Origin of the sequence: Pseudomonas sp. AFG_SD02_1510_Pfu_092 (genome assembly GCF_003331055.1) — a bacterium.
Lineage (GTDB): Bacteria > Pseudomonadota > Gammaproteobacteria > Pseudomonadales > Pseudomonadaceae > Aquipseudomonas.
This window is the reverse complement of the sequence record NZ_PUQD01000030.1, coordinates 1-15,727: the sequence shown is the minus strand read 5'-3', so window position 1 is coordinate 15,727 and position 15,727 is coordinate 1. Positions and strand designations below refer to the sequence as shown.

Below are 15,727 nucleotides of genomic sequence, written 5' to 3'. Positions count from 1 at the left end.
CCCTTCAAGGCCGCCGGGGCTGCCTTGCAGCCCATCGCCGGCAAGCCAGCGCCCACAGGGATCGCGCCAGCCTTTAGAAATTGAGTAAGACAGTTGCTCCCACGCCGACCGCATCGGCTTCGAGCTTGGTGCCGTACCTGTGGTAGCCAAGTGTCCTGTTCAAATTGGAAGGACGCCGCGGTCGGTGTGGGAGCCGGCTTGCCGGCGATGAGGCCGCTGCGGCGTTTACGCCGGCAAGTTCTGATACGCCAGCTCTTCCCCGGGGCTGCGGTCGAACTGGCGCTTGTATTCGCGGCTGAACTGCGAGGTGCTCTGGTAGCCCACCCGGTGCGCAGTCTGCGCCACCCCCAGGCCTTCACCGATCAGCATCTGCTGGGCCTTGAGCAAGCGCAGGCGCTTGAGGTACTGCATCGGCGCCATGTCGGTGCAGCGCTTGAAATGCTCATGGAAGGTCGAAACGCTCATGTTGGCGCGCGCCGCCAGCGCCTCCACGCTCAGCGGCTCGGTGTAATGCGCGCGCAGGTGGGCGAGGGCGGCGCCGATCCGGGCGAAGTGCCCTTGCTGCTCCACCAGTGCCCGCAATACGCCGGCCTGTGGGCCACGCAGGGCGGTATACAGCACCTCGCGTACCCGCGCCGGGCCCAGCACCTTGGCATCCATCGGGTCCTGCAGGCAGCGCAGCAGCCGTTCCACGCTTTCGCGCATCGGCGCATCGAGTGCCGCCGACGTCATCGACTGCGGGGTTTGCACCTGCACGGCGGGGTCTGGCGCCAGGTCCATGCTTTGCACCAGTTCGCCCAGCACGCCGCGGTCGATGTCCACGGCCACACCCAGCAGCGGCACTTCGGCGGTGGCGAAGGTTTCGCACATGAACGGCACCGACAAGGCCTGCACCAAGTAATGCCCGGCGCCGTATTCCAGGGTTCGCGGGCCCAGGCGCGCCAGCTTGCTGCCCTGGGCCAGGATCATCAGGCTGGGCTCGTAGATCTGCGGGCTGCTGGCCACGTAATGATCCCAGCTCAGCACCTGCACCTGCGGCAGGTGGGTGGGCGCGAAGCCCGGGTGCGTGGCGAGGCTGCGAATCAGGGTGCAGAGCGGCGCATTGGCGTCGACATGACGGGTCAGTTGCATGATTGAACCAGGGGCAGAGGATCAGACAGCCTGATCATCGCAGATTGAAGGTACGGCGCCAGCTGTCGCCAGGCAGGTTCGGAGAATCAGGCAAGCATACCGGAGAATCAGCCGTGGGCGAGGCGCCGAGCGGCGCGCAGAATGCGTCGCCTGAATCGTTTCACTTCACTGCGAGGTTTTTGCATGTATACCGCCATCGGCTACGCCGCCCAAACCCCCACCAGCCCTCTGGCGCCGATGACCTTCGAGCGCCGCAGCCCGCGCCCGGACGATGTGGCCATCGAGATCCTGTACTGCGGCGTGTGCCACTCCGACATCCACCAGGCACGCAACGAATGGGGCATTGCCGTGTACCCGCTGATGCCTGGCCACGAGATCATCGGCCGCGTCACCGCGGTGGGCGAGCAGGTGACCTCGCACAAGGTCGGCGACCTGGTCGGGGTTGGCTGCATGGTCGATTCGTGCCGCCAGTGTGAGGCCTGTGCCAAGGACCTGGAGCAATATTGCCTGGAAGGGCCGACCATGACCTACGCCACCCCGGACCGGGTCGATGGCAGCAACACCCTGGGCGGTTACTCCAGCAGCATCGTGGTCAGCGAGCACTTCGTGGTGCGCATCCCGGCCGGCATGGACCTGCCCAGCGCTGCACCGATCCTTTGCGCCGGCATCACCACCTATTCGCCGCTCAAGCACCACGGTGTCGGCCCCGGGCACAAGATCGGCATCCTCGGCATGGGTGGCCTGGGCCACATGGCGATCAAGCTGGCCAAGGCCCTGGGCGCCGAGGTGACCCTGTTCACCCGTTCCCAGGCCAAGGCCGAGGAAGCCCGCCGCCAGGGCGCCGACCATGTGATCGTATCGACCGACGCCGAGCAGATGAGCGCCGCCGCCGGGCGTTTCGATTTCCTGCTCGACACCATTCCGGTACAGCATGACCTGAACCCATATCTGCAAACCCTGAAGTTCGATGGCGTGCACATTCTGGTCGGCCTGATCGAACCGATCGACCCGGCCGTGCATGCGGCCAACCTTGTGCTCAAGCGCCGGGTGCTGGCGGGGTCGTTGATCGGCGGTATCGCCGAGACCCAGGAAGTGCTGGATTTCTGCGCCAAGCACGACATCCGGTGCGATATCGAGATGCTGGATATCCGCAATATCAACCAGGCCTATGAGCGGATGATTGCCGGCGATGTGAAGTACCGCTTCGTCATCGACATGGCCACGCTGCAGCGCTGAGCGGTTGGAACGCAATCGGCAAGCCGGTCGCCGCGCGGTTGTGAGGCCCCGGCTTGACGCGTACCATGCCGGCATTCCTTCCAACAACAAAGCGTACGTCGACACCCGTTGCAACCGGGTGGCCGGCGTGCGGTCTGTTGCCTTGTCCACGGAGAACCGGTTTTCACCCATGAACGGATCCACACCCACTCACCTGCCACCCACGGCGGGCAACGGCAGCTGGCTCAGCGTCATTGCCCTGGCCCTGGCAGCCTTTATCTTCAACACCACCGAGTTCGTCCCGGTGGCGCTGCTCAGCGACATTGGCCGCAGCTTCGACATGAGCACCGCCCAGGTCGGCCTGATGCTGACCATCTATGCCTGGGTGGTGGCGCTGGCCTCGCTGCCGATGATGCTGCTGACCCGCAACATCGAGCGGCGGCGCCTGTTGCTGCTGGTGTTTCTGGTGTTCATCGTCAGCCACCTGCTGTCGTGGTTGTCGCAAAGCTTTGCCATGTTGCTGGTCAGCCGTATCGGCATTGCCCTGGCACATGCGGTGTTCTGGGCCATCACCGCGTCGCTGGCGGTGCGCGTGGCACCGCCTGGCCAGCAGGCCAAGGCGCTGGGCCTGCTGGCCACCGGTACTACCCTGGCCATGGTCCTGGGGATACCGCTGGGCCGTGTGGTGGGCGAGGCGCTGGGCTGGCGCATCACCTTCCTGAGCATTGCCGGGGTGGCATTGGCAACCATGCTGTGCCTGATGAAGTCGCTGCCGCTGCTGCCCAGCCAGAACTCCGGCTCGCTGCGCAGCCTGCCGATTCTGTTCAAGCGCCCGGCGCTGGTGATCACCTATGTGTTGGTGACGCTGGTAATCACCGCGCAGTTCACCGCCTACAGCTATGTCGAGCCGTTCGCCCTGCACGTGGCACAGATCGGCGGTGAGCGCACCACGCTGTTGCTGCTGCTGTTCGGTGGCGCCGGGGTGTTCGGCTCGTTGCTGTTCAGCCGTTACAGCGATCGCTTCCCGCATGGCTTCCTGGTGGGTTCGATCGGCCTGCTGGCGGCGTGCCTGTTGCTGCTGTTGCCGCTGTCGGGCGACTTCCACGGGTTTGCCGCGTTGAGCATGTTCTGGGGCGTGGCGATCCTCAGCTTCAGCCTGTCGCTGCAGTCCAAGACCCTGAAGCTGGCGTCCGATGCCACCGATGTGGCGATGGCGCTGTTTTCCGGCATCTACAACATCGGTATCGGCGGTGGCGCGTTGCTGGGCAGTATCGTCAGCAGCCAGATGAATGTGGCGTACATCGGCCTGGTGGGCGGCAGCGTGGCAGTGGTCGGGTTGCTGCTGGCCATCGCCAGCACCCGGCGGTTTCGTGAGGCGTTGGGCACGCTGCCTGGGCATCCCTGAATGCCCGCGCGGGCCTCTTCGCGGGCGCGCCCGCGCCCACAGGTTGCGAAACCACTCAGTACCTGTGGGAGCGGGCATGCCCGCGAAGAGGCCGGTACTGACGGCAGAGCCCTCAAGCCAGTACCACAGTCCTCAGCGCCCGGCAGCGCAAGGCCTCGAAGCGTTCGCGCAACCACAGGTGCAACTGCGCCACAGCGGGCGTGAGCTGCTTGCGGTGCGGGCACACCAGGGTCACCGGGGTGGGCTCACCCGGGTACTCGGGCAGGATGATTTCCAGCTCGCCGGCGGCGATGTTGGCGCTGACGTCCAGCCACGACTTGTAGACGATGCCTTCGCCCTGCAAGGCCAGGCGGCGGATCACATCGGCATCGTCGCTGACCACCGGCCCGCGCACTTGCACGGTACGGTTGCCCACCCGCCACTTGTCGTAGACCCTGTTGTGCTGCATGTACAGCAGGCAGGCGTGCTGCTGCAGGGCGTCGGGTGTGAGCGGGTGGCCGTGGCGGGCCAGGTAATCCGGCGCGGCGACCAGCACCCGGCGGTTCCAGTCGGCCAGCGGCAAGGCAATGTAATTGGCGTCCTGATTCAGGCCATAGCGGATGGCGACATCCACCGGGTCACGGTTGAGGTCGGCGATCTGGTCGGACAACAGAAAGCGCAGGTGCAGCGCCGGATGTTCCCGGCGAAACCCGCTCAGCCACGGCAGCAGCATGTTGCGGCCCAGGTCGGAAGGCGCCGATACCTGCAGGGTGCCACGCAGGGTGGCGGGGTTGCCGTGCAGGTCTTCGCGGCCCTGGCGCAGGCTCTCCAGCACGTTCAGCGCGGTCGGCAGGTACAGCTCGCCTTCGGCGGTCAGGCGCAGGCTGCGGGTGGTGCGGGCGAACAGGCGCACATCGAGGTCGCGCTCCAGGCGTTTGATTGCCGCAGCCACCTGGCCCGGCAGCAGTTGGGCCTCGTGGGCGGCGGCGGTAAAACTGCCCAGTACGCTGCTGCGGACGAACAGTTCGAGGTCGGCGATGCGCAGCATTTTCACTCCAGGGATGAAAGTGTTGCTGCATTGTGCCGGTTTTTCTTTTCTGCGGGAAAGATAAGATGCCCGGCAAATCCCTCGTTCATGCCGGAGTTGTTGCAATGGATACCGTCTCGATAGCCAAGCGCCGTTACACCACCAAAGCCTACGATGCCTCGCGCCGTATTCCCCAGGCCACTGTCGACGCCCTGCTCGAACAACTGCGCCACAGCCCGTCTTCGGTCAACTCGCAGCCGTGGCACTTCATCGTCGCCGACAGTGCCGAAGGCAAGGCCCGTCTGGCCAAGAGCACTGCAGAGGGCTATGCCTACAACACGCCGAAGATCCTCGATGCCTCGCACGTCATCGTGTTCTGTACCCGCACCGAGATGAGCGAAGCACACCTGAACGCCGTGCTCGAGCAGGAAGCCGCCGATGGCCGCTTCCGCGATGATCAGGCACGTGCCGGGCAGAATCAGAGCCGCCGGCACTACGTCGACCTGCACCGTTTTGACCAGAAGGACGTGCAGCACTGGATGGAAAAGCAGACCTATCTGGCCTTGGGCACCGCCTTGCTCGGCGCGGCGGCCCATGGCCTGGATGCCACGCCGATCGAGGGCTTCGACAGCAAGGTGCTGGATGCCGAACTGGGCTTGCGCGAGCGCGGCTTCACCAGCGTGGTCATTCTCAGCCTGGGTTATCGCAGCGAGACCGACTTCAATGCCGGGCTGAACAAATCGCGGTTGCCGGCTGCGCAGGTATTTACCTTCCTGTGAGGGGGCAGGGGCTGCTCTGCGGCCCCTCGTATTGGCAAAAATTCGGCATATACCGCATACTTGTCGGCAAACGCCGAAAAGGAGCCTGCCATGCTTGCCGAAGTGCTACGTGACAACGGTTACCACGAGTACCGCGCGCGCCTGCAGGCGCTGCTGGAAATCCCCGAACTCGCCAGTGACTTTGAAATCCATACGCGTATCACCCATGGTTTTGCCGCCACCTGGCTGGTGAAGCTGACTGAACGCGGGGTGTTCACACCCGTGGAACGCGACCAGATCATCCCCCTGCGGACCCTGAAAACCCGCATCGAGCGTGACCAGCCATTGACCGTCGAAGAAAGCGACCGGCTGTTCCGCTCGGCCCATATCACCGCCATGGCCGAAGCCGTGTTCGGCGAAGCGGGCAAGGCCAAGCGCTGGCTGTCCAAGCCCAAGGAGCGGTTCTCCGGGCTGACGCCGATGCAGATGCTCACCACCCAGCAAGGCACCACCCAGGTCGAAGAGATGCTGCTGCAGATCGCCGAGGGCTTCGGCCTGTGATTCTGTGGCGTATCAGCGCCTATGCAGACCTGAGCGGCACCGGCGGCCTGCGCGTCAGCGGCCGCTGGCACCAGGCGGGCCGGCCGGTGGTGTATACCGCCACCAGCCCACCCGGGGCGATGCTCGAGGTGCTGGTGCACCTGGAAATCGACCCGGAAGATTTCCCTACCACCATGCGCTTGCTGCGCATCGAGTTGCCCGACACGGTATCGCAAGCGCAACTGCCGCTAATGCAGCCCGGCTGGTCCACCCAGCCCGAGCTCACCCGAGGCCTGGGCAACCGCTTCCTGGATGAGTGTTCGGCACTGCTGCTGCCGGTGCCGAGCGCGATCATGCCCAGCACCACCAATTACCTGTTCAACCCGCGCCACCCGCAGGCACAGAGCGCCAAACTCCAGGTCGAGGACTTCACCCCCGACAGCCGCTTGTTCTAGCGCACGCTTACCACAGTGCTGCCGACGCCGCTGTCAGCACCCGGGCGAACACCGCGAGCGCCTTGTCCACTTGCGCCTCGGTGCTGAAGCGCCCGAGGCTCAGGCGCACGCTGTTGCGGGCCTGCAATTCATCCAGCCCCAGTGCCAGCAGCACATGCGAGGCCGCATTGCTGGCCGAGTTGCAGGCCGAGGTGGTCGACAACGCCAGCTCGCTGGCCAGCGCTGCGCTGTTGAAGCCCTTGCTGTCGATGCACAGGTTCAGCGTATGGGGAATGCGTTGGCTGGCGCAGCCGTTGAGGGTGACGCCGGGCAAGCCCAGCAGGCCTTCGCGCAGGCGCTTGGCCAGCTGCGCCAGGCGTAGGTACTCGCTGTCGCCGGGCTGGCCGGCCAAGGCGAAGGCGCTGCCCATGCCGACGATCTGGTGGGTTGCCAGGGTACCGGAACGCAGGCCCTGCTCGTGGCCACCGCCGTGCATCTGCGCGCGCATCAGGGTGCGTGCGCGCGGCCCGACGTAGAGCGCGCCGATGCCCTTGGGCCCATACACCTTGTGCGCCGAGAACGACATCAGGTCCACGGCCATCACGCCCAGGTCGATGGCCAGCTTGCCCACCGCCTGCGCCGCATCCACGTGCAGCAGGGCACCGTGGGCGCGCACCTGTTCACCAATCGTGGCAAAGTCAGTGACCGTACCCAGTTCGTTGTTCACCGCCATCAGCGATACCAGGCGGGTATCGGCGCGCAACGCCGCATGTACCGCAGCAGGCTGGATCAGGCCGGCGGCATCCGGCGCCAGGCGGGTAACGGCCCAGCCCTGGCGCTCCAGCTCGGCCACGGTGTCGAGCACGGCCTTGTGTTCCAGCTGGCTGGTGATCAGGTGCCCGGGTTGGCCGATGCCTTGGGCAATGCCCTTGAGTGCCAGGTTGTTGGACTCGGTGGCGCCAGACGTCCAGACCAGTGCATCGGCTTGCGTGCCGACGCGCTCCGCCACTTGCTGACGGGCCTGCTCCACGGCCTGGCGGGCGGCTTGGCCGAAGGCGTGGCCAGTGGACGCCGGGTTGCCGAAGTTGGCCTGGTTGCCGAGGCACGTGAGCATGGTTTCGATGACCCGGTCGTCGACAGGGGTGGTGGCGGCGTAGTCGAAGTAGAGTGGCAAGTTGGGCATGGTCTGCGGCCGATCCGGCATGGGGCGCCGTCATTCGGCGCCGGTAGAGCAAGACTACCTGCCGTGAAGGAAAGTTTTTCCCTTTCTCTCATACGCTTTAGGCATTAGCTTAGAAAAATTTTCTACTTACCCTGATCCATGTGGAAAAAGTTTCTGGCTTAAGCAAGCCACTTACAAAGCGCCTGCTTGTTTACTGGGGGCATCGAGCTGTGCAGGCCGCTTCAGGCCGGCTCCTGCGCCTTCTCTTCCTCGGCCACCACTCGTTCGCACAGCTCGGTGATCTGCTCGCGCATCCAGCGGTTGGCCGGGTCCTGATCGGTGCTTTCATGCCAGTACAGGTGGGTTTCCAGCGCCGGCACCTCCACCGGTAGCGGCTGGTAGCGCAACGCGTGGCGGCGGGCGAAACGCTCTGGCACGGTCATCGCCATGTCGGTCTGCTGCAACACCTGCGAAGCCATCAGGTAATGCTGCGAGCGCAATGCAACCTTGCGCTGCACGCCCATCTTGCCCAGCGCCAGGTCGACATAGCCCAGGCCGTTGCGCCGGCTGGAAATATGGATATGGGTCATGCCCAGGTAGTTGTCGAGGGTCAGCTTGCTGTCAGCCAGCGGGTGGCCCTGGCGCAGGGCGCAGACATAGCGGTCCTGCATCAGCTTGACGTGGCGTACCTGCGGGTCGGTGTTCAGTGGCGCATCGATGGCGAAGTCCAGGCGGCCGGCGGCAAGTTCCTTGGTGGTTTCGCGGCGTTTGCACAGGAAGCTCTCGATCAGCACCGCCGGTGCCAGGCGGCGCAGGCGCTGGAACAGTGGCGGCAGGATCACCGCCTCGGTCAGGTCGGTCATGCTGATGCGGAAGGTCTTGTTGGCCTGTTGCGGGTTGAAGATGCGGCTTTCCTGCACCGAGGTGCGCAACAGCGCCAGGGCATTGCGCACCGGGCCGATGATGTTCTGGGCCATGGGTGTGGGCACCATGCCCTGCGCGGTGCGCACGAACAGCGGGTCATTGAAGGTTTCGCGCAGCCGCGACAACGCGTTGGACACCGCTGGCTGGGTGATGCCGACGATCTGCCCGGCGCGGGTCAGGTTGGCTTCGGTGTAGATCGCGTCGAAGACGATGAACAGGTTGAGGTCGACCTTGCTGAGGTTCATGGGCGCCGCTCTTTGTTGGAATTATCGGCCGATCATATATCGGTTATGAATGTTTATACACGCTGAAAATAGACTAGGTGGATGAAGGCAGGCTGCTCTAGGCTCTGCACCATGTACTCCGAACCGTGAAGGTAGCCCCGATGGATTTCGCCTATTCACCCAAGGTCCAGGCACTGCGCGAGCGTGTCAGCGCGTTCATGGACGCCTATGTCTATCCCGCCGAGGCAGTGTTCGAACGCCAGGTTGCCGAGGGTGACCGCTGGCAGCCCACCGCGATCATGGAAGAGCTCAAGGCCAAGGCCCGTGCCGAAGGGCTGTGGAACCTGTTCCTGCCCGAGTCGGAATACGGCGCCGGCCTGAGCAACCTGGAATACGCCCCGCTGGCGGAGATCATGGGCCGCTCGCTGCTCGGGCCAGAGCCGTTCAACTGCTCGGCGCCGGACACCGGCAACATGGAAGTGCTGGTGCGTTACGGCAGCGAAGCGCAGAAGCGCCAGTGGCTGGAGCCGCTGCTGCGTGGCGAGATCCGTTCGGCGTTCGCCATGACCGAACCGGAGGTGGCCTCTTCGGATGCCACCAACATGGCGGCCACGGCTGTGCGTGACGGTGACCACTGGCTGATCAACGGCCGCAAGTGGTGGACTTCCGGCGCCTGCGACCCACGCTGCAAGGTGATGATCTTCATGGGCCTGTCCGACCCCGAAGGGCCGCGCCACCAGCAGCACTCGATGGTGCTGGTGCCTACTGATGCGCCCGGGGTGAAGATCGTCCGCCCGCTGCCGGTGTTCGGTTATGACGATGCGCCGCATGGCCACGCCGAAGTGTTGTTCGAGAATGTACGGGTGCCTTACGAGAACGTGATTCTCGGCGAGGGCCGTGGTTTCGAGATCGCCCAGGGGCGCCTCGGCCCCGGCCGCATCCACCATTGCATGCGTTCGATCGGCATGGCCGAGCGCGCGCTGGAACTGATGTGCAAGCGCGCGGTGGAGCGGACGGCGTTCGGCCGGCCCTTGGCACGTCTGGGCGGCAACGTCGACAAGATCGCCGACTCGCGGATGGAGATCGACATGGCCCGGCTGCTGACGCTGAAAGCGGCCTACATGATGGACACCGTCGGTAACAAGGTGGCGCGCAGCGAAATTGCGCAAATCAAGGTGGTGGCACCGAACGTGGCGCTGCAGGTGATCGACCGGGCGATCCAGATTCACGGTGGGGCAGGGGTGAGCGGTGATTTCCCGCTGGCCTACATGTACGCCATGCAGCGCACCCTGCGCCTGGCCGACGGGCCGGATGAAGTGCACCGGGCGGCGATTGGCAAGTACGAGATCGGCAAGCACGTGCCGGCGGACATGCTGCGCAGCGAGCGCTGAGAATCAGCGGGGGGCGGTGCCATCCACCGTGTTGGGCTCTTCGCGGGCTTGCCCGCTCCCACAGATACGGCGCCGGCTGCGAGTTCACGCGGTACCTGTGGGAGCGGCCGTGGCCGCGAACACCGGCACAGCCGGTGCCATCCACCGCGTTGGATGCTTCGCGGGCTTGCCCGCTCCCACAGATACGGCGCCGGCTGCGAGTTCACGCGGTACCTATGGGAGCGGCCGTGGCCGCGAACACCGGCACAGCCGGTGCCATCCACTGCGTTGGATTCTTCGCGGGCTTGCCCGCTCCCACAGGTACTGCACCGGCTGCGAGTTCACACGGCAACTGTGGGAGCGGCTTTAGCCGCGAACACCGGCGCAGCCGGTGCCATCCACTGCGTTGGATTCTTCGCGGGCTTGCCCGCTCCCACAGGTACTGCGCGGGCTGCGAGTTCACACGGCAACTGTGGGAGCGGCCGTGGCCGCGAACACCGGCACCGCCGGTGCCATCCTCTGCGTTGGATGGTAGTGGCCTTGCCCCGCTGGACCGCTCACCGGCTGGAACGGCTGTTGCTCTCCTTCGGTGTCGCCGTGGCCGGGCGATGCAGGTGGGTGCCCGTCGGGTCAACCAGCTGGATCACCTCGCCACGCTGCCAGCCGTTGGCCTGCGGGTCTGGCGCAGGTATTGCAATGTCGCCCCGTTGCGCCTTGCTTTTCGCCGCATCGATGCCCAAGCGTCGGTTACGTTGCTCGACCATGGCGGGGTTGGCCTGGCCATCGGCGGTAAAGCCCATCATCAATTGCGGTACACCCACCGGCAGTGTCTTGTCCTGATCGGTGTGCCAGGTATGCCAGGTTTTACCGTAGGTGCGTACCAGCCGCTTCATCAAGGCATGTTCTGCCGGTGCCGGGATACCGGGCGCAACCAATTGGCCAGACGATACTTCATAGCCATGGCTGTGCCACATGGCTTTTTCCTTGGTCGGCAAGTTGGCGAACAGTTTCTCGTCAATGATGTACTCGATGCCCATTATCTTGGCGCCGCGCGTACTGCCGTCATAGATCACGCACTGAATGACGTCCTGGTTCAGGATGGCGCAGTAATGGTGGGCTTCCATTTGTATGTCGGGGTGGCCGTTGTAGAAATGAAAACCGTCCAGGTAGGCGTTGAGCGCGTCGATTGGCGGTTTGTCCTGCAACACCGCCGCGCCTGCCTCGAGCAGTTGCGTGGTGCCTGTTTCGGCGCCGCCGGGGGCTTCGACAGGCGACGCCGTTCGCGCTGTCGAGCAGCCCGACAGAGCGACACTGGCGAATGCAAGGCAGAGGCAGCAACTTGTGAACTTCATGTATTCGGTCTCCGTGGCATGTGGGCAGAAGACCGTCAGCCGCGGCACAACTCTTACTGCAAGGGACGGGCGGTATTGTCGGGAAATGAACTGGAACTAAACCCCGAACCAGCAGCACTAAGCCGTTGACACGTTCGACAACCCAGGCAGTCCTAACGAAGGTATCCCGCATGTCCCGTCTCGCAGAATTCCGTCAGCTCGAACAGAAACTGGCTGCTCAACTTGCTGAGCTGGAAGCCATGAAAGGCAGCCCCGAACTGCAGAAAGAAATCGAATTCGAAACCAAACTGCGCAACCTGTTGGCCAAGTACCAGTTCAGCCTGCGCGACATCATCGACCTGCTCGACCCGCAAGCCACCCGCCGCCCGGCTCAGCCTGCTGTTGCGCCCAAAGCCCAGCGCCGCGCGCGCCAGGTCAAACAGTACAAGAACCCGCACACTGGCGAAGTGGTTGAAACCAAAGGCGGCAACCATACGAAGCTGAAGGCATGGAAGGCCGAATACGGCGCCGATGAAGTCGATAACTGGCTGGCCAGATAGTGCTGGACTGTACGAGCCGACGTTAACCGGCGGCTCTTTCCTTCCTGCAAATCCGACGAAACTGCTAGCGCGGCTAGCTCGTAGGAAACTTCCGAATTTCGCGCTGCTGCACTTGAAGACGCCCTGTGGATGTTAGGTTTCCATACCGAAACCATGTACAGGGAGTTTGTGGATGCGTGCCAATCTCGCCGGAAAAGGCCAGGCAGTAGATGGTGATCTCACCACCACGGGTGCAGTTTGTATCGCGACAGGGGCTGGGTACCTTGACGAAGGCCGGATGGTACTTCGCGAGGGAGACCCCACCACGGCATGCCCACTTTGTGGGCAGGAAGGCGTCGTGGCCGAAGGGCTGGAGTGGTGCATTTCCGATGGTCGGCGGGTCGCCATGGATGGCGCGCTGGTTGCCTGTGGCTGTTCGCCGGGCAGCAATCGGGTTGTCGCACCGCTTGGCGACGCACCGCCATCAAGGCACTCCACCGCAGGGCTTGCCACTGCCGGCGTTGCCGAGCCATCCGCCGCCGTCTACCCCAAGCCTTTCTCCCAGCCCCTGATAGGTGCGCTGCCCGGTACCTTGGAGCCTGGGTTCTACGTAGTGCCGCGGCGCATGTCGTTCGCGCAAGTGCTGCTGGAATTGGCCGAGCATGACGCGACGCTGCCCATCTCACGGTTGCAGCGGCTCAACCCCACATTCGAACAAGGCTTCAAGGCCGGGGAAATCTTCGTTCTCGGTAATCCTGACAACGTTGATGCCTGCACCCGCGAGGAAGGCCAGCTGATGGCTGCAGCGCAGCACACCCGTCGCGCGCTGGAGGTACTGGATTTCGCCGAAGCGGATTTCATGATGCAGCACCAGGCCGAAATCGCCGGCCTGCTCAGCGATGCCAGTCAGTCCATGGGCGTGGGCAAGGACATGCTCGATCAAGGTTTGAAACAGGTCGGTAATACCCTGACCAGTATCGAGCACCTGCACCAGCGAGAATTCATGCGCCATGGCCATCTGAACAGCCCGAGCTTCTTCGCCGAACGCCGCCAGTTGCTGCAACAACTGGATGGGCAGCTGAAAGCGGCATTCCTTAACAAACAGCTGAACCTTGGGAACTATGAGCGGTTGAAGAAGAGCTTGAACATCTCGACCAAGAGCCTTGTGCACCATTGGTCTAAAGCGGGCGGGCCGGGGCAGATACCGGGGTATGCGACGCATCTGGACAAGGTGGCTCGGCTTGGTAAGTACCTTAATTATGGTGGGTATGCTGCAATTGGGTTGGGTGGGGCTTCGTCATACTTGAAGGTAGAGGAGGTATGTCGTGCCGGTGAAACTGGCGCTTGTAAGAAGGTTCGTTTCACCGAGACGGGCAGCTTCGCTGGAAGCTTGGGGGGCGGTATGTTTGGCGTCTGGAGTGGAGGGACTGTTGCAGGCGCACTATGCGGCGCTATCGGGATCGGTAGTGGTGGATTCGGGGGGGCGGTATGCGGAATTGTCATCGTTGGCGCTAGTTCAGCGGCAGGATCTATTGGCCTCGGTGTCTTCGGAGAGAAAGCCGGAGAGATGCTTTATGAGGCGACCGATGATTGACTTCGACAGTTGGCCAGTTCTAGTCAAGCTAGCGCTCCTGCTTTTTCCATTTTTTCCTGGTTTCTTAAGTCTTGCAATTAATGTGCAAATTGCAACCTCTCGAGATTTTACAGTCGCTTTGTCAGCGATCAAAAGCAACCCCTATCTGGAAAAAATGAAATCCGTTTGGGGCGATGGAAGCCTAAGATCTCGTTATCTGCTGCTGGCCACGGTGAGCGCTTTGGTAACGTTCCCCAAGTGGTATCTATATATGGGTTGGGTTGATGAGGTTGAGATTAAAAACTTCCCGCTGTACTTAAGGCGGAAGATGGTTGTGGCGCTATGGCTGAATTTCATTTCGATGCTTTGGGCGCTTGTAATATATCTGATTATTTAAAACTTTCCAGGTCGTGGTGTTGTGCTCGTAGGCGGAGGGCCGCTTGCAGGTGGAATCCTAGGCGAGAAGATAGGTGAATGAACTGAAAAATTTATCTATGAGGCTACCAATGATAGACATCAACGAGTGGGCGATTTCAGCGAAGTTAATATTGGTGCTCGGTCCATTCATCATTGGATTGCCTGGTCCGGCGATTTTTGCCTGTGTTGTGCTGAAGAAAGATTACGATATCGCATGCTCCGCTATACAGAGCAACCCCTACCTTCAATCCATGAAGCAGTTGTGGGGTAGAGGAAGTTTTAGGCGGCGTTGGATGTTGATTTGTATGATTGCTGGGCTGATAACATTTCCTCGGCTGGCATTAAGTAGAGGAGCGTTAGATTTTGATGAGCTGAAACGTTTTCCACCGGGGTTGAAATTAAAATTGGCGCTGGCTACGTGGTTGACTCTGCTTGGCTGTGTTTGGATGGTGGTTGCTTATACTCTGATTTTACTATCAGAACGGGAGTAGCGCCCAGATAATCGTAAGTACGTAAGGAAATACTTGAAGTGCAGGGTTTCTTGTTTGCTCTCTGCTAATTCAGGATTGCTTCCCGTTTTGATAAGTAGGACTAGCCTGTAGGAAACTTCTGCTTTTTGGTTGTTTGCGCGCGAAGCCTCCCTATAGATGTTAGGTTTCCCTATCTGAACCGTGTACAGGGAGCTTGTAGATGCGTGCCAATCTCGCCGGAAAAGGGCAGGCAGTAGATGGTGATCTCACCACCACGGGTGCAGTTTGTATTGCGACAGGGGCTGGGTACCTTGACGAAGGTCGGATGGTACTTCGCGAGGGAGACCCCACCACGGCATGCCCACTTTGTGGGCAGGAAGGCGTCGTTGCCGAAGGGCTGGAGTGGTGCATTTCCGATGGTCGGCGGGTCGCCATGGATGGCGCGCTGGTTGCCTGTGGCTGTTCGCCGGGCAGCAATCGGGTTGTCGCACCGCTTGGCGACGCACCGCCATCAAGGCACTCCACCGCAGGGCTTGCCACTGTCGGCGCTGCCGAGCCATCTGCCGCCGTCTACCCCAAGCCTTTCTCCCAGCCCCTGATAGGTGCGCTGCCCGGTACCTTGGAGCCTGGGTTCTACGTAGTGCCGCGGCGCATGTCGTTCGCGCAAGTGCTGCTGGAATTGGCCGAGCATGACGCGACGCTGCCCATCTCACGGTTGCAGCGGCTCAACCCCACATTCGAACAAGGCTTCAAGGCCGGGGAAATCTTCGTTCTCGGTAATCCTGACAACGTTGATGCCTGCACCCGCGAGGAAGGCCAGCTGATGGCTGCAGCGCAGCACACCCGTCGCGCGCTGGAGGTACTGGATTTCGCCGAAGCGGATTTCATGATGCAGCACCAGGCCGAAATCGCCGGCCTGCTCAGCGATGCCAGTCAGTCCATGGGCGTGGGCAAGGACATGCTCGATCAAGGTTTGAAACAGGTCGGTAATACCCTGACCAGTATCGAGCACCTGCACCAGCGAGAATTCATGCGCCATGGCCATCTGAACAGCCCGAGCTTCTTCGCCGAACGCCGCCAGTTGCTGCAACAACTGGATGGGCAGCTGAAAGCGGCATTCCTTAACAAACAGCTGAACCTTGGGAACTATGAGCGGTTGAAGAAGAGCTTGAACATCTCGACCAAGAGCCTTGTGCACCATTGGTCTAAAGCGGGCGGGCCGGGGCAG

16 protein-coding genes are annotated in these 15,727 nt (G+C 62.5%); 11 read left to right on the top strand and 5 right to left on the bottom strand.

The window, feature by feature from the left end:
- Positions 1 to 225 precede the first annotated feature (225 nt).
- Entirely contained in the window at positions 226 to 1,131 is a 906-nt protein-coding gene (locus C6A77_RS14370; RefSeq protein WP_114170059.1) for an AraC family transcriptional regulator, read from the bottom strand.
- A 183-nt stretch (positions 1,132 to 1,314) separates the two neighbouring features.
- On the opposite strand from C6A77_RS14370, the gene calA reads away from it, so the two are divergent.
- Both calA and C6A77_RS14360 read left to right on the top strand, forming a co-directional pair.
- Positions 1,315 to 2,367 carry a vanillin reductase gene (gene calA / locus C6A77_RS14365; RefSeq protein ID WP_114170058.1) on the top strand — a complete coding sequence of 351 codons (1,053 nt, stop codon included), beginning with the start codon at positions 1,315 to 1,317 and terminating at the stop codon, positions 2,365 to 2,367.
- Positions 2,368 to 2,536: 169 nt separating this feature from the next.
- Positions 2,537 to 3,751: a sugar transporter gene (locus C6A77_RS14360; RefSeq protein ID WP_114170057.1), complete on the top strand. Its 1,215-nt coding sequence runs from the start codon at positions 2,537 to 2,539 to the stop codon at positions 3,749 to 3,751.
- Between the two features lie 112 nt (positions 3,752 to 3,863).
- Here C6A77_RS14360 and C6A77_RS14355 read toward each other — a convergent pair whose 3' ends face one another.
- Complete coding sequence (locus tag C6A77_RS14355; protein WP_114170056.1) at positions 3,864 to 4,778, bottom strand: LysR family transcriptional regulator; 915 nt, start codon at positions 4,776 to 4,778, stop codon at positions 3,864 to 3,866.
- A gap of 104 nt (positions 4,779 to 4,882) precedes the next feature.
- Here C6A77_RS14355 and nfsB point away from each other — a divergent pair, with 104 nt between their 5' ends.
- The 3 genes from nfsB to C6A77_RS14340 all read left to right on the top strand — a co-directional run bounded on the left by nfsB (position 4,883) and on the right by C6A77_RS14340 (position 6,510).
- Entirely contained in the window at positions 4,883 to 5,536 is a 654-nt protein-coding gene (nfsB, locus tag C6A77_RS14350; protein WP_114170055.1) for an oxygen-insensitive NAD(P)H nitroreductase, read from the top strand.
- Positions 5,537 to 5,626: 90 nt separating this feature from the next.
- Positions 5,627 to 6,076: an antitoxin Xre/MbcA/ParS toxin-binding domain-containing protein gene (locus C6A77_RS14345; RefSeq protein ID WP_114170054.1), complete on the top strand. Its 450-nt coding sequence runs from the start codon at positions 5,627 to 5,629 to the stop codon at positions 6,074 to 6,076.
- Complete coding sequence (locus C6A77_RS14340) at positions 6,073 to 6,510, top strand: RES family NAD+ phosphorylase (RefSeq protein ID WP_114170053.1); 438 nt, start codon at positions 6,073 to 6,075, stop codon at positions 6,508 to 6,510. The genes C6A77_RS14345 and C6A77_RS14340 overlap by 4 nt, the downstream gene beginning before the upstream one ends.
- Before the next feature lie 7 nt (positions 6,511 to 6,517).
- On the opposite strand, the gene C6A77_RS14335 is transcribed toward C6A77_RS14340, so the two are convergent.
- Together C6A77_RS14335 and C6A77_RS14330 are read right to left on the bottom strand one after the other, a co-directional pair.
- A complete protein-coding gene (locus C6A77_RS14335; RefSeq protein ID WP_114170102.1) occupies positions 6,518 to 7,672 on the bottom strand; it encodes an aminotransferase class V-fold PLP-dependent enzyme in 1,155 nt (384 codons plus the stop codon).
- A gap of 221 nt (positions 7,673 to 7,893) precedes the next feature.
- Positions 7,894 to 8,820 (bottom strand): LysR family transcriptional regulator, encoded by a 927-nt coding sequence (locus tag C6A77_RS14330; RefSeq protein WP_114170052.1) that lies wholly within the window; start codon positions 8,818 to 8,820, stop codon positions 7,894 to 7,896.
- A gap of 140 nt (positions 8,821 to 8,960) precedes the next feature.
- On the opposite strand from C6A77_RS14330, the gene C6A77_RS14325 reads away from it, so the two are divergent.
- A complete protein-coding gene (locus C6A77_RS14325) occupies positions 8,961 to 10,190 on the top strand; it encodes an acyl-CoA dehydrogenase (RefSeq protein ID WP_114170051.1) in 1,230 nt (409 codons plus the stop codon).
- Between the two features lie 536 nt (positions 10,191 to 10,726).
- Here the strand turns inward: C6A77_RS14325 and C6A77_RS14310 are convergent.
- Complete coding sequence (locus C6A77_RS14310) at positions 10,727 to 11,521, bottom strand: OBAP family protein (RefSeq protein ID WP_114170050.1); 795 nt, start codon at positions 11,519 to 11,521, stop codon at positions 10,727 to 10,729.
- Between the two features lie 170 nt (positions 11,522 to 11,691).
- On the opposite strand from C6A77_RS14310, the gene C6A77_RS14305 reads away from it, so the two are divergent.
- The 5 genes from C6A77_RS14305 to C6A77_RS14290 form a co-directional block, all read left to right on the top strand.
- On the top strand, positions 11,692 to 12,060 hold the full coding sequence (locus C6A77_RS14305; RefSeq protein ID WP_114170049.1) for a histone-like nucleoid-structuring protein, MvaT/MvaU family: 369 nt from the start codon (positions 11,692 to 11,694) through the stop codon (positions 12,058 to 12,060).
- Between the two features lie 172 nt (positions 12,061 to 12,232).
- Positions 12,233 to 13,633, top strand: a complete 1,401-nt coding sequence (locus C6A77_RS14300; protein WP_114170048.1) for a PAAR domain-containing protein — start codon at positions 12,233 to 12,235, stop codon at positions 13,631 to 13,633.
- Positions 13,626 to 14,009, top strand: a complete 384-nt coding sequence (locus C6A77_RS14295; protein WP_114170047.1) for a hypothetical protein — start codon at positions 13,626 to 13,628, stop codon at positions 14,007 to 14,009. The genes C6A77_RS14300 and C6A77_RS14295 overlap by 8 nt, the downstream gene beginning before the upstream one ends.
- Before the next feature lie 73 nt (positions 14,010 to 14,082).
- Positions 14,083 to 14,520: a hypothetical protein gene (locus tag C6A77_RS25355; protein ID WP_133295891.1), complete on the top strand. Its 438-nt coding sequence runs from the start codon at positions 14,083 to 14,085 to the stop codon at positions 14,518 to 14,520.
- 199 nt (positions 14,521 to 14,719) lie between these two features.
- Positions 14,720 to 15,727 (top strand): PAAR domain-containing protein (locus tag C6A77_RS14290; RefSeq protein ID WP_133295890.1); only part of this gene is annotated, 1,008 nt, incomplete at its 3' end.

Bases quoted from the DNA above. Each gene is read 5' to 3' on its own strand.
- C6A77_RS14300 (WP_114170048.1), top strand. From the start codon at position 12,233: ATGCGTGCCAATCTCGCCGGAAAAGGCCAGGCAGTAGATGGTGATCTC.
- C6A77_RS14295 (WP_114170047.1), top strand. From the start codon at position 13,626: ATGATTGACTTCGACAGTTGGCCAGTTCTAGTCAAGCTAGCGCTCCTG.
- C6A77_RS14345 (WP_114170054.1), top strand. From the start codon at position 5,627: ATGCTTGCCGAAGTGCTACGTGACAACGGTTACCACGAGTACCGCGCG.
- nfsB (WP_114170055.1), top strand. From the start codon at position 4,883: ATGGATACCGTCTCGATAGCCAAGCGCCGTTACACCACCAAAGCCTAC.
- C6A77_RS14370 (WP_114170059.1), bottom strand. From the start codon at position 1,131: ATGCAACTGACCCGTCATGTCGACGCCAATGCGCCGCTCTGCACCCTG.
- C6A77_RS14360 (WP_114170057.1), top strand. From the start codon at position 2,537: ATGAACGGATCCACACCCACTCACCTGCCACCCACGGCGGGCAACGGC.
- C6A77_RS14310 (WP_114170050.1), bottom strand. From the start codon at position 11,521: ATGAAGTTCACAAGTTGCTGCCTCTGCCTTGCATTCGCCAGTGTCGCT.
- C6A77_RS14335 (WP_114170102.1), bottom strand. From the start codon at position 7,672: ATGCCCAACTTGCCACTCTACTTCGACTACGCCGCCACCACCCCTGTC.
- C6A77_RS14325 (WP_114170051.1), top strand. From the start codon at position 8,961: ATGGATTTCGCCTATTCACCCAAGGTCCAGGCACTGCGCGAGCGTGTC.
- calA (WP_114170058.1), top strand. From the start codon at position 1,315: ATGTATACCGCCATCGGCTACGCCGCCCAAACCCCCACCAGCCCTCTG.
- C6A77_RS14355 (WP_114170056.1), bottom strand. From the start codon at position 4,778: ATGCTGCGCATCGCCGACCTCGAACTGTTCGTCCGCAGCAGCGTACTG.
- C6A77_RS14305 (WP_114170049.1), top strand. From the start codon at position 11,692: ATGTCCCGTCTCGCAGAATTCCGTCAGCTCGAACAGAAACTGGCTGCT.
- C6A77_RS14330 (WP_114170052.1), bottom strand. From the start codon at position 8,820: ATGAACCTCAGCAAGGTCGACCTCAACCTGTTCATCGTCTTCGACGCG.